At 62.2% G+C, this 12,884-nt stretch carries 12 protein-coding genes; 3 read left to right on the top strand and 9 right to left on the bottom strand.

What is annotated here, in order from left to right; genetic code table 11:
- Window positions 1-687 precede the first annotated feature (687 nt).
- The 9 genes from L8H00_RS12350 to L8H00_RS12310 form a co-directional block, all read right to left on the bottom strand.
- Window positions 688-1,845: a hypothetical protein gene (locus L8H00_RS12350; protein ID WP_242097639.1), complete on the bottom strand. Its 1,158-nt coding sequence runs from the start codon at window positions 1,843-1,845 to the stop codon at window positions 688-690.
- Between the two features lie 178 nt (window positions 1,846-2,023).
- The gene (locus L8H00_RS12345) at window positions 2,024-2,857 is read right to left on the bottom strand and encodes a hypothetical protein (protein ID WP_242097638.1); all 834 of its coding nucleotides are present in this window, start codon (window positions 2,855-2,857) and stop codon (window positions 2,024-2,026) included.
- Window positions 2,857-3,039 (bottom strand): hypothetical protein, encoded by a 183-nt coding sequence (locus L8H00_RS12340; RefSeq protein ID WP_242097637.1) that lies wholly within the window; start codon window positions 3,037-3,039, stop codon window positions 2,857-2,859. Before L8H00_RS12340 ends, L8H00_RS12345 begins: the two co-directional genes overlap by 1 nt.
- Before the next feature lie 157 nt (window positions 3,040-3,196).
- A complete protein-coding gene (locus L8H00_RS12335; protein ID WP_242097636.1) occupies window positions 3,197-3,865 on the bottom strand; it encodes a hypothetical protein in 669 nt (222 codons plus the stop codon).
- 635 nt (window positions 3,866-4,500) lie between these two features.
- A complete protein-coding gene (locus L8H00_RS12330; RefSeq protein WP_242097635.1) occupies window positions 4,501-5,727 on the bottom strand; it encodes a tyrosine-type recombinase/integrase in 1,227 nt (408 codons plus the stop codon).
- A 923-nt stretch (window positions 5,728-6,650) separates the two neighbouring features.
- The gene (locus tag L8H00_RS12325; protein ID WP_242097634.1) at window positions 6,651-7,271 is read right to left on the bottom strand and encodes a methyltransferase domain-containing protein; all 621 of its coding nucleotides are present in this window, start codon (window positions 7,269-7,271) and stop codon (window positions 6,651-6,653) included.
- Window positions 7,272-7,284: 13 nt separating this feature from the next.
- Window positions 7,285-7,908, bottom strand: coding sequence for a DUF1993 domain-containing protein (locus L8H00_RS12320; RefSeq protein ID WP_347340729.1), 624 nt, complete (start codon window positions 7,906-7,908; stop codon window positions 7,285-7,287).
- A 126-nt stretch (window positions 7,909-8,034) separates the two neighbouring features.
- Window positions 8,035-9,591, bottom strand: a complete 1,557-nt coding sequence (locus L8H00_RS12315) for a hypothetical protein (RefSeq protein WP_242097633.1) — start codon at window positions 9,589-9,591, stop codon at window positions 8,035-8,037.
- Window positions 9,591-10,982, bottom strand: a complete 1,392-nt coding sequence (locus L8H00_RS12310; protein WP_242097680.1) for a DUF4139 domain-containing protein — start codon at window positions 10,980-10,982, stop codon at window positions 9,591-9,593. Before L8H00_RS12310 ends, L8H00_RS12315 begins: the two co-directional genes overlap by 1 nt.
- Window positions 10,983-11,229: 247 nt before the next feature.
- Here L8H00_RS12310 and L8H00_RS12305 point away from each other — a divergent pair, with 247 nt between their 5' ends.
- From L8H00_RS12305 to L8H00_RS12295, 3 genes are all read left to right on the top strand, one after another.
- On the top strand, window positions 11,230-11,550 hold the full coding sequence (locus L8H00_RS12305; protein WP_242097679.1) for a hypothetical protein: 321 nt from the start codon (window positions 11,230-11,232) through the stop codon (window positions 11,548-11,550).
- A 106-nt stretch (window positions 11,551-11,656) separates the two neighbouring features.
- On the top strand, window positions 11,657-12,487 hold the full coding sequence (gene rlmJ / locus L8H00_RS12300; protein WP_242097632.1) for a 23S rRNA (adenine(2030)-N(6))-methyltransferase RlmJ: 831 nt from the start codon (window positions 11,657-11,659) through the stop codon (window positions 12,485-12,487).
- A 13-nt stretch (window positions 12,488-12,500) separates the two neighbouring features.
- Window positions 12,501-12,872, top strand: a complete 372-nt coding sequence (locus tag L8H00_RS12295; RefSeq protein WP_242097631.1) for a hypothetical protein — start codon at window positions 12,501-12,503, stop codon at window positions 12,870-12,872.
- Window positions 12,873-12,884: the final 12 nt, after the last annotated feature.

Raw genomic sequence — 12,884 nt, 5'->3', positions numbered from 1 at the left:
CTTCCCCCGGGCGCGCTCGCTGTGGATAGGCGTCGAAACGGGACCCCGCCTGTCAACAACACAAGTGATTGTTTTGGAGAAGAAACTCTAGTTTCGAACGGGGCTCCGATCGGCGCCGATCGAGTCCCCCTCTAGAGCGAACGTCTCTCGCAAAATGAAGGAGTTGAAATGAGATAGGGTGGGGTCCCGTTTCGACGCCTATCGCCACGCTGGCGCCCAGATCCTGGCACGAAGCAGGTCTGACGTGGCCGTCTTTGATGCCCTGATCGAAAGCTACCGTAAGGCGGGGCCGCTTCCCAGCTAAGGAGTCTTCGAAGGTGCTCGATCAGCGGCAGCTTTGAATAACTGTTTGGTTCGACCGGCAATTCGAACGTCCTGCTGCCGCGTGTATCAGCTTGACGGATGGCCGAAATCGGGAAGCGTACAGAGGGCGTTGGACGGCCGGTATTGGGTCATCCGGGCTTATGAGCATCCATGAGAAATGGGCCAAGTCCGAAATGTAATTCGCCTGGACCGTGACGTTCTTACTCGCCCGCGGCCATCGAACGCTGCTCATCACATTTCCGATGGGCTCCTCGCGACCGCCGATCCGACCATAGCTCGTCATCGATCGTAAAACAGGGCGTCAACGCCTTCGGCGGAGAACGGGCCGCGCCACCGAAAAGGACGCGGCGCGGCGGTGCAAGATTAAAGATTTCGGCGTTCGGTTCTTTTCGTGGGCGATTGCATTTTTCGGTCAAGAATCGCGGCAGCCCTCGCTGCAGCGTGACGTGCTTGGCTGGCTGCTACCTCAGAGAAAAGAGGTTGCATGGCTGCGTTCCACTGCAGATCGAGTGGCGCCTTGGCGTCGAATCTGATGACCGGTTCCGCGCGCTTTTTCCTGGTGCGGGTATTTTCCCACACCCGCTGAAATGCGCGTCGATAATCGAAATCTTTTCGCACTGGGTGCGCCTTCGTCCATGAAGAAACCTGTCTAATCCAAAGGCCCTTCGGCTTGACCAGATCGCCGTGCGCCGTGGTCGCATTGCCCAACGTGATGTGCGACAAAATCTGCATGAGCAGCAGCGCGCCCGATGGATCGAGAGCTTCGGTGTGTTTCGTGTACTTCCCGCTGCGCTTTTCGCGATCGTTGCCAAAAAATTGAGATTGTAGGGGTGCCTTGAACATATAGCGGCACCGATATTTGAGATCGTAGAGGCTGGTAACCGGTCGGAAGTCGGCAACGCTGGCGCCGAGCCAGTTCGAGGATGTAGATCCTCGGGCGAGGGTAGCCTCGGCACCCTTCAGTGTCGCTACGGGATCGTCGAAGTAACCAAGGGTATGAACGTGGGCTTGGACGGTGCGGCCCGCTCCCTTGCCCGGGAATCGGCCCAACTGCAGTTCGGTGACGCCGACGGCATGCATGCCCACCGCAGCTAACATTTTCCCGGTATCGCGCTTAACGCGAAAGAGTTCGACATGCGGCGCATATTCAAGGGAATTACCAACGTCGGGAATGAAGGTGCCGAAGGCCCAGACGCGGTCAGGATGCGCAAGCCATATTGGCCGTAGCGTGCGGTATAGTAGAAGTCCGGCACGGCGGCGCATGCGCAAATGCGACATTGGGTTGCCATGGGAACGCTGGTGACGTGTAAGTCCACAAATCTGGCGCACTGCTTTTTTTTCTACAACCGGTGCATCAGAACGTACGAGGGCTTTTTGTAATAAGTTCGAATAATCCGCGTCAAGGCGGGCAAAATGTTGAGCGGGTTCGAGCCAGCGAGACGTGGCATCTACGGCACCAAAGCGATGACCTTGTTGTGAGACGATAGACGGTGTGTTCTCAGATGGATGACGCATTCTCATAATAGCAAAGCCTAGGAAAAAGCATAACCGAGAAGGGGCCTAGTTACACCCTTATAGCGGCTATACGGGGATAGAAGGGGGCTATGACAACCCTTGCCTAATTGTTAGCATAAGCTGTCAAACGGCTATGGCCATCAAGCTGCTCTCACAACCTGATGGCCACCAGGTATTTACCGGGTTATAGCTTGATCAACGGTGGAACTGCGCACTGCGTAGTTAGCGCGTGTCTCCACATGCGATGTAATAATACATCGCGAGCTAGGCCGTCTTTTCCCAGACGTTTGCTGTGCGCTTCCGGTCCGGTTAGCGCGTGCTGAAAAATTTCTTTCCCAAACCCAAACGCAACAATGACTTTTTTGACCGGCATCAGCATGTCGACCTGAAACAGCTTGATATGTGCCTCGTCCCGAAGCTGAGCCCAAGCCTTCTTGTCCGCCGTTTGTGCTGCAAGGCTTGCTGCCCGCCGAATGTCCCCGGCGGCCGACTTAAAGCGGCCGACGATGCGGGAGATCGCCACTTCGTTGGGATCGCCTGTCCACTCATCGAAAGGCAATGCCAACGATTGCGATGCCGACTCGTTGGTGAGACTCGGCGCGTCTAAACCCTCGCGACTGAGGATCAGAGATGCCGTCACAACCTGGAGGGTTAGTGTGCCATGCACCATCGTCGGCCGGATGACCGCCCGATTGATCGAGTTCGGGACGTCCTTCTTGCGCCGACCGGCTTCTTTCCGCATCACGGACGTGTCTACGACAAATTCCGTTGTGTCGAAGTTCATGGCTGCAATACGGTAAGTCACGCCAATGCCACCGATCGCTTTGGATTCAACTCCCAAAAGGATGCGACGCTCGATTTCAGTGGCCATTTGAGCGGAAGCTCCTTTATCTGCGAAGGATAAATAAGCCAAACCAGGATCTTCTGCCCCATTCGTTAATTGATCGATCAACGTTAAGAAAAAGTCGTCATTCTCGTATGCCGTTTTCAAGGCGCTAGATTTTTTGCGATGCGGCATTAAAATGCCTCCACTTCGATGGCACGATGGACGAGTTTGTCGATGTCTTCAATTAACACGAAGCGGCGATTAACCAACATAAATGAACGAGTCGATCCCTGATTATGAAGCCGATAAAGCTTAGTCTTGCAGATAATAAGCATATCAGCCAACCCGTTAACTGTAACGGTGATGGGCGCCATTTGTTGTCTCCTCATTCGTCAAGCGAAATGCTCTGCGAACGAGAGGGACATTCGCTGAGTTGCTAGCGAGAAGCCATTCGGTAATGGTTCGGAAATCAAGACACGCCGCCACCGTGCACCGTAAAAATTCGGAAATGGTTCGGGATGTGCTCGACAATCATTCGGGATCGGCAAGGTGTTGCGGTTTGAGGACCTTCACAACCATACTCGCAATCTCACCTATTTGACCCTCGCCTAGACGAAGGGTCTCGTCAGGAAGCTGGAGCCTATGATAAAGCTCTTCTATAAGGCTTTTTCTGGTCTTATATTGATCGGAGTTAAGGCGGCCTTCTTGAGAAATTCTGACAATTTCCATCCAACCGGCGTCGCGAGCCTCTACATCGAGACTTCTGCCAGACTTCTTCTTTTTTGAAGAACGGAAGTGGTCGGGCTGAAGGGCAGCAAGAGAATTATGGGAAAACGTTACACCCTTAAACATCCGCCTTTTTATCGGATTAGTCCCCAAGGTGTAGAAAAATTTGTTAAATGGCCAACGCCAGCGAGCTCTGTCAGTTAATGCGTGCTTGTCTGTTCGCCAATATCGGACTGGAACGTCAATATTGCGTTCAACTTCGGGTGACACAAGGTCAGATTTCCACGCTTTTCCCAAGTTAGCTTCGGTTGATATCCAAACTGCTTCAGCGCGGGCCTTGAGATGACCGGCTCGAAGATATTCCGCCAACATAGCCTGAGCCTCAACAGGATTTCGGCCACCGATTGAAAGATTCGCTAGCGCATCTTTCGCCGATATCCATTCAGATGCTACTTCTATCGCATCGTTCGTCATTCTGTAGCTCCTCGCCTCGTTGTTGGATTTTCTGACGCGATTCAACCATCCCACGCGGCCAGCAGCTTACGCCGCACACCAGGGAATCGGTCCGTTCGTACGCCGCTTGCACCTTGTCAGGGTCACCATGAGCCAACGACGCTTCCGCTTCCGCTACCGCATCCATTCGGCAACCCACTCGCGGAAGGGCTACGAAAGCCATGGACGGTGGCGTCCAGCTTAACATCTCGCATAATTTTGGAGAGCGTCATGTCTAATAACGGCTTGCCCTTGGCCCTAGGGAAGATGAGATCGTCATCAGCCCCTTTCAGGGGTAGCACGCGCGCAAGAATCGCAACAGCAACACCATTTAACGTTAAGGTTTGGGGCCTGCGCATCTTCATAAGTTCTGCCGGCCTATGCCACAAGCGTGGCTGTAGGTCGATGTGACACCAACGCGCATTCCGGGTCTCCCCAGACCTTGCCCCGGTTGAAATTGTGAGCAGCAGCGCGGCCCGACCGACGGTTGTAGACGCCGCGGCCAGGCTTGCAACGAAAGCAGGCACATCAGCGTAGATACCGGCGTCTTCAGCAGGCTTCCTGCGTAGACCAGATAACTCTCAAGAAAGACTTAGCGTCGGTAATCTTACTATGTATTACCTTTCTGACGATTCCCATTCGAATATCATTGTTCGAAGACGATCGTTCCATAAACGGATGGCTTCCTTCTTCTCTTCCTTCCAGACATGTCGTTGATAAACGCCGGCGACACCGCTGCGCGCGCCGCTACTATGGTTTAGCAGCGCCTCTGTCACCTCGAAGCGCACACCCAGTCGCTGCATATTTGTAGCAAAGGTTCTGCGCAGGTCGTGAAAGCGCCAAGGATCAATTTCACGCTTTAAAACGCGGCCAATAATTTTATCCAGTCGAAGTTTTACCTTAGAGAATCCAGAAATCGACGTCTTCCCGTTCGTGGTCAGAACATAGCCCGCTCTCGGCCATCTTGTGCTGCCAGCGAGACCGTCGAGCTCTCCTCGTGCGATGTCAGACAGCGGTACAGTACTTGGAACGCCATTTTTTGCTCGTGCTGCCGGGATTGACCACTCCATCAGACGTCGGTCCAACTCGCCCCACGTCATGCCCGCAACCTCTTCCCGCCGCTGTCCCGTGACGATGAGCAGGCGAATCATCGCGCCAAATACGTCGCCCACCGCTTCAGCGCACGCGGCCACAACGACTAGTTCTTCATCTTTTAGAACGCGGTCGCGGGCTCCGACGGGCGCAGGTGGCTTCATCGTGTCCATCGGTGAGCGTTCAAGATCTCCTCGCTCAGTGGCCCAATTGAACAGCTTGCGCAAAAGCGCAAAAAGATTACGTGGCAGCGCTGGGTTCGTTGCCGGGACGCGATCAAGCAATTCGATCAAGTCTCGCTTCGTAATGGCAGGAAGTGCCTTACGGCTAAGAAATGGAATGACCCAGCGCCGCATGTTGCTCTCCGCTGAGGTATAGGTGCGCTGGCGCCAGTTACGCTTTCCATAGTCGGCAAGGAAGCGCTCTGAATAAGGTCCAAAAGCGAGTTCTCGCTCGGCGTGTTCTCGCTCTTTAGCCGCCGCCTGAGGGTCCACACCGCTGGCGGCCATGCGAAGCAATCTCTCTGCTTCAGCGCGAGCTAGCGTTGCGGTCCACGTGCCGTCTGGCCCGATGGTGTATCTTCGTGTGGCCGACCCGCGGCCGCCCATTCGATATTGTACGATGTAGGTCTTCCCGCCAGCGGGCGTGACCTTGACTCCGAACCCGGAGAGATCCTGATCCCAGAAGATGATCAGCTTTTCTTGCGCAGCGAGCGCCTCGACTGCTCTCTTCGTAATCTTGATCGTCGGCATGGCCTACCCTCAGCAATCACCTGGTAAGCACCATAGCGCGCTCATGCGTATGATAGCAGCTATTTCCAAGCCGCTGCCATCTTAAAAGGGGCTTAGATAAGCGAGGCATTTCAACCGTCTAGCGAAAGGTTACTAATTTCTAACCAGTGTCGCCCCGCAAACTGGGGGTGTGGGGGTCGCAGGTTCGAATCCTGTCGCCCCGACCAATTCTTGCAGAGACTGAGCGGCGATAAACGACGGCGGTCTTGCCGTCGGATCCAAATCAGCAAGCACTGTCTTCAACCGGAAGCGGCGAGCCTCGAGCTTCGACACGCACGGTCGGCGCGACGCGTTCCAGCATCTTCACACGCAGGCTGCCAGTCCCCCGCGTCGCGGCTTCGAGCCGTTCAGGTAGAGGGTATCGTCGATCTGTCCTGCGGATACGGCGGAGCTGCTGATCGCGACCTTGAACTGATCGGGCAGCCCTAGCCTACCAGGACGTGGGCGCGATCCGGGCGCAAACAGCAGCGAACCGCCACCCGGATCGGCGCTGTGCATGGTGACGGACAGGGTTGCGTGTCCGTTATGAAGCAATCTTCCCGATCAGTGGTCGTCTTGATCTGCTTGCGCGCGGGGGCGTGGATCGAAACGCCGACAGCGGGAGCGGGCGCAGTGCGTGACGGGGTCGCCCTCCGCGCAGGGGCGTGGATCGAAACACCATCGTCGCAGCGGCGATCCCGAGAGGCGTGGCGTCGCCCTCCGCGCGGGGGCGTGGATCGAAACAGCGGCAGGGAAATAACCTCGACGGCGCCCCGGCTGTCGCCCACCGCGCGGGGGCGTGGATCGAAACAAGGCATGCCTGTCCGGGGAGGCGGCGGACGGGGGCGCCCTCTGCGGGGGGGGGCGATCCAACGGCAGCACGTCGCACTGCCCAAGGCCGAGCGTCAGGCGCGGGCCACCACAGCGATGAGGGGATCACCGCGCGCGCCGTCGGCGAGCAGGCGCGCCTCCATCTCGCCGAAGCCGGCATGCGCGAGATAGTGGCCGATCAGCGAGGCCTGCCCGTTCATGTCCAGCGATCGCCAGACCGCGACCGCTTTGGTCGCGAAGCAACGATTCGAATAGCTGACGATGAATGGCGCGCCGGGCGCGAGCACGCGCCTGACCTCGGCGAACACGTCATAGGGCTGTTGCAGATACTGCACGCCGACGCAGCAGAGGGCGGCGTCGAAGGCCCGCGTGTCGAGCGGCAGCGCGGGATCGGTGTTGAGATCCTGGACGAACCAGCGATCCAGCCGCGGATTGGCGGCGAGCTCGTCCGCGTTCATGCCGTGGCCCACGACCTCGGCGTAGCGCCGGTCGTCGGGAAGATGGCTGACCCAGCTGGACATCAGGTCGAGCACGCGCGCGCCAACCGGTAGCCGATCGCGGTAGAGACGGGTCAGCGCCGCAATCGCGTCGTCGTCGACGTGCGTGACCAGCCGCGCCGATGCGTAGAATGCGCGGTCGTCGCCGCGATCGTCCTTGGCGAACGCCGCAGGGGGCAGGGCCGTATCGTCGCTCACGTCCGCCGCCCGATCAGCGCTCGGTCCGGTCGCCCGCGAGATAATCCATCTTCCCGATCATGACTCCCTTCATCCGCAACAGACCATAGGCGGTCGTGACGTGGAAGAAGAAGTTGGGCAGCGTGAAGTCGGTGACGAGGCTCTGACCGGTGAACGTCATCTCCATGTTCGGGAAGTTGAGCGTGATTTCGGCCGCTTCCCGGCCCTCGAACGCGGCGGGGTCGGTTTCCTGCAGATAGGCGATCGTCCGGGCGATGCGGTCCCGCAGCTCGGCCAGGCTCGTTTCCTCATCCGCCATCGGGCGGGGCGCGGCCTGCGCGATCCGAGTCACCGCGAGCTTGGCGGTGTCGCAGGCGATCTGGATCTGCTTGGTCAGCGGCAGCATGTCCGGCGCCAGCCGCGCGTCGAGCAGGCTCTGCTCGTCCACGCCGCTCTCCGCCGCTTTGGCCAGCAGATGGTCGAGGTTGCCCAACATGCGGGTGAAGACCGGCACGGTGATCTCGTACAAACTCGGCATCGTTCCTCCTGTGCGGGCCTCTTGCAGGCCGTCCCGCGAGGCTTGGACGCGCAAGGACCGGGGCGCAAGACGTCCGGCGCCTGCGGACCGTCGACGCGCCGCCGAGATCGCGACGCGCATGAACCAACGTCCGCTTTTCCGGGAAGCGGTGATCTGGCCACGAACGACCGTCATAGGGTCACTCGCAACGGCTACCCAGCCGCCGCACCGTCGGTGAACAAGCGGTATGCCCGTGTCCCACGTGATCTAATAACGGTAGCGCAGCTCGGCCCGGCCGCCCGGCGGCAGCGTCGGGGACCAGGTGGCGATCCCGTCCATATGGGCGACCTCCTGGCCTTCGGCCTCGATCTTCTGCCCCGCGGTGCAAATCGGCACGTCGAGCGTCACCGCAAAGGGATTGGCGTTGCTCGCCGTCAGCATCGCCTCGTGGCGCCCTACAGGGTTGGGGGCCACCGGTATTGGCTCGCGTGGGGCTGCGTTCACCTGCGTCACCGTTACCTGGCTGCTCACGCCAGCCGAGAGGCGAAAGGTCTCGCCGATGGTGCGGTCTGCGATCGCCCCTAGCCCGAGCAAGAGCCGCTCGCCCGCCCGTTGGGTATAAAGCGCGGTGCTGCCGGCAGGCAGCGGCACGCCCAGGCCATCCTTCTTCTCGTTCTTCAGCACCAACACGATCGCCGTGGGCGCGGCGTCGACCCGCTCGCCTGGATGAACCGGTCGCCGATACCGCCGTTCGAAAGGCACGGGCCCTTGCGCCAGCAACGCCACCTGCTTCTGCGCGCGCGGGGCGACGGTGGTCGGCGCCGGGATGCGGTAGAGCTTCAGGTCGCCAAGATCTTCCGGCGGCGGCGGCGGCGGCGGCGGCGGCGGCGGCGGTGGAGCAGGCGCCATCATGCGCATTGCCGTCACCACGATCTGATCGGCGGGCTCGATTGGCGCGGCCGGCGCGAACTTGCTCTCGCGCAGGTCGGAGGTGGTCGTGCCGCGCGGGTAGCAGACCAGCCGAAGCGCGCTGGCCTCCTGCGGGATCGCCGACACGGCGACCCGGTTGAGCCGCCCGGCGACCGCCTGCACCTCGGCCTGGGAAAACGCCTCGCCATTGCCGTTGGCCAGCGTCATCCAGGCGAACAGGTCGAGCGCACGGCCATCGGGGGCGAGTGTGGCGACATAGCTCGCGCGCCAATCGAAGCCGGAGGCGAGATAGGTCAGCCGCACCGTGACGGTCGCCGCTGCCGGGCTGGCGGTGGTCACGCTCAACACCGGCTTGCTGGACAGCCCGGCCGGCACCCCCGCATAGCCGAGATGCTCGTGCAGGCCCGAGCAGCGCAGTGCCTCGATGCCCGCGGCCGTCTGTACGATCACGCCCCGCCGCGGGCCGGCGACGATCGTCGCCTCCTCGCTGACCGACCGGCCGGTCGCCTTGTCGGTGCGGGTCAGCGTGACCCGTCGGCCGAGCGTGCCGTCGACCAGCGAGGCCGGCGACAGCAGGCGGGCGTCGCGGTTCTTCTCGATCGTGCCTCCGGGCAGGCCGTCGATTACCGCGCTGACCGGCACGATCCCCTCGGCCACGCCTTCGAACCGCAGCACCGCGGTCCCACGCGGCAGCCGCACGCGCCGGGTTTCCGTCACCAGCGCGAACCCGCCGAGGAAGCGCAGGTCCATCGTGCCCCTGCCATATGGCGCACGGTAGACGGTCAGGGACACCCGATCGGGCGCAGCGGAGGTGACGGTGACCGGCTCGGCGCGCAGCGGCGTCGCGGCGACCGCCGCCAGCAGCACGGCCGCCGCAAGCCACCGGTGCGGCATCAGTAGCGCGTGTCGAAGGTCGTGGTCACCACGGCGCTGCCGTTGGCCGGCACCGGCACTTGCCAGGCATAGGTTCCGGCATCGCGGCGCTCGCCCTTGGCGCTGTCCGCGACGACGCGCACGTCGCCCCCATCGAGGCCGCCCTGGATCAGCTCGACCGTCACCGGCCGCGACCGCGCATTGGTCAGCGTGTAGCGCACCGCCGTCCGCCAGCGGCTGTCGCCCTGCCGGGTCCGCGAGACCGTGGTCGGCTGGACCTTGACGTCGAACGCGTCACCCGTGGGCAGCGCGATCGTCGAGCCCTGCGGCGTGTGCTCGATGCGGTTCTCGCCGGTGAACTGCGGCTGGCCGCGCGCATCACGGACATAGACCCGCACGACGCCGGCCGGCAGCGCGTCGCCCATGCCGGCCGCGCCGGAGTTGCTGAAGCGCAGCACCGACTGCGCGCTGCGCGGCGCGTCCGAGCTGCCGAGCCAGGCGTTCTCGAACCGGTAGCCCGCGCTTGCCGCGACGCCTTTCGCGTCCAGGAAGCTGACCTGCTTGGTTTGCTTGTCGGCGATCGTGGTGCGCTCGGCCAGCGGGTAGAGGTAGAAGTCGCCGAGCTGTTCGCGCGCTGCGCTCTCGGTGCCTGTCACGGTCCGCGTCGCCCGCCGCCGCCGGGGCGTGTAGTCGCCGTTATTGTCGTCGGTGCTCCCGACCTCGCCGGCGACCAGCAGCGTCTTGGCGTGCGAGAAGGTGGTGCCGCTGGTGTTCTTCAGCGTCACCCAGCCCTGCACGTCCACCGTTCCGCTTTTGTCGTCGAACAGCGCGACATAGTCCGCGCTCCAGCCGAGGCCCCGGCTGAGATAGGAGAGCGTCGCCGGCCGCGTGCCCGCGCGGCTGCTGGCCAAAGTCACCGACAGCGTCGGGCGCGCCCTGAGCGCATCCGGCACCTTGTCGAAGATCGCGCGGGCCGGCAGCCCGTCGTCGCGCAGCACCTCGACATGGCCGTTCACCTCGATGACCACGCCGCCGTTGACGGCCAGCACCTTCGCCCGCTCGCGCGTCTCGGCGCCGGTGGCGGGGTTGGTGCGCACCAGCGTGATGGTTTCGCCCACCGCCTTTTCCATCAAGCTCGACGGGCTGAGCAGGTCATAGTCGAAATTCTGCTCGACGATGGCGGCGTCGGGCACGACCAGCGACACGGTTTCCGGCCGGATCGCCGCACTGACGTCCGGGAAGCTTTGCCGCACCCGCCCGTTCCCTAGCGGGAGCTGGCGCACGTCCTGCACCAGTGCGACGTCGTTTTTGTAGATGGTCACCGACACGTCGCCCTGCGCACTGCCCGCGGCGGGCGCGTCGGCGGGCGGGGGGAGCTGCTGGGCGAAAGCCGCCGTCGGTCCGAGCAGCATCGCCAGACAAGCTGCTCGCCAGAAGTTCTTGCCCACGCCATCCTCCCCTGATCGGCCTATAAATGGCGCAGCCGAGCCGTAGAGGCAACGCGGCAGTGCCGGGGGGGGGGGGGGGGGGGCTGTAGGAACAGGCGCGGCTCGTCGCAAGGGAAGGCTGCCCGGTCCTGAACGTCCGCCATCCGGGGCCGTGAGCCTCTCCGCCCCAAAATCTGTGCCGCGGCCGTGCCGGCGTGCTAGAACCGCCTTCATGGCGAAATCCCAAAGCAACAGCGGCACCGTCGATGTCGATGGCGCCCTCCATGATTGGCACCTCCAGCGTGAGCCGCATCAGTCGGATGACGGAGGCTGGAAAGGAATGACGATCGCCCTTCTCCAGCGCGATGCCAAACGCGAAGCTTGGGTGGAGTTTCCGCCGCCCAAGCGGCTGTTGAAGGGCTTGCCGCGCGGGCGGATTCAGCTCGATGACGCGACGATCTCGCGGTGCGTGCGCGCCGCTCTGTCGGCCGGTTGGGAGCCGATGTCTCGGGGCAAGCCGATGGTGTTCACCGTCGATGCCGAAGGCAATTGACGCCGCCGATGCGGGCAAGAGCGGACGTCTCGGTGCCTGATCGCCTCGCGCTCCAAGCGTGCCCGACAGCCCATCTGAAGGCAGATCGCAAGATCTTCGAACCCCGATGAATTATCGACATTCCTTCCATGCCGGCAATAGCGCCGATGTCGTGAAGCACAGTCTGCTGATCGCGCTGGTGCACGCCTTGCAGCGGAAACAGGGCGCGCTGACCCTGATCGACACCCATGCGGGCTGCGGGCTGTACGACCTTGGCGGCGAGGACGCGCGACGCACCGGCGAGTCCGTGCAAGGCGTGCTGCGCGCCTTTGCCGACCCGAACCCCTTGCTGAACGATTACCGTGCCGCCGTCCAGGCGGTGAATGTCGGGCCCGCGCCGCACCTCTACCCCGGCTCGCCGCGGATTTTGGCGCAGCTTCTGCGCCCACAGGACTTCCTGATCCTGAACGAGAAACACCCCGAGGATGCGTACGCCCTGCGCCGCACGATGCGCGACACGTCCGCTGCCGTGCATGAGCGCGACGCCTACGAGCTTTGGCTGGCGATGCTGCCGCCCCGCACCGCGCGCGGATTGGTGGTGGTCGATCCGCCCTACGAGCAGACGGACGAGCGCGCACGGATCACCGCCACGCTCGCCGCCGCTGACCGCAAATGGGCGCACGGCGTGACGGTGATCTGGTATCCGCTGAAGGACCGCGCCACGCATCGGCAATGGAAGGAGCGGTTACGCGCGCTGGGCATCCCGAAATTTCTTTGGGTGGAGCATTGGTTGTACGACAGCGATCAGCCCGGCATCTACAACGGCGCGGGCCTTTTTATCGCCAACCCGCCCTACGCCTTCACGCAGGCGCTGCCGCCTCTGCTGGAAGCCTTGCGCGTCGTGCTGGCGCCGGAGGGGCATAGAGGCGAGATCGCCTCCGACTGGTTGGGCGGTTGAAGCGAATCGGCGGGTGACGATCATGCGCGCGCTCGCCGATGCGCAGATAGGTCGCTTCGAATTCGCCTTCCTGTTGAAGGCGCCGCAGATCGGGGATGGTGAGGGCGGCCAGCGACTTGCCGCGCGCTCGGATGATGCTTTCGCGTTCGTAGGCGATGTCGAAATGACCGTCGCTCTCGCCCTTGTTCCGGCCGGAGCGAGACGACGCCGCACCTGCGCGTGGTGCGGAACGATGGCGATCACGAGGCGTGCGGCACCCTCATCGGGGGGCGACGGCGCGCGCGATCCACGGTTTTTCTGGACGCAATCGATCGCGGCGATCGCATTCTGGAAGAGCATCGCGCCTGAGGCTCAACCGAACGCTTGGCGCAAGACGGATTGTTAACCTGCATGCGCC

The organism is Sphingomonas sp. CROZ-RG-20F-R02-07 (assembly GCF_022662335.1).
Taxonomy (GTDB): domain Bacteria; phylum Pseudomonadota; class Alphaproteobacteria; order Sphingomonadales; family Sphingomonadaceae; genus Sphingomonas.
This window is presented reverse-complemented; position numbering and strand designations above follow the sequence as displayed.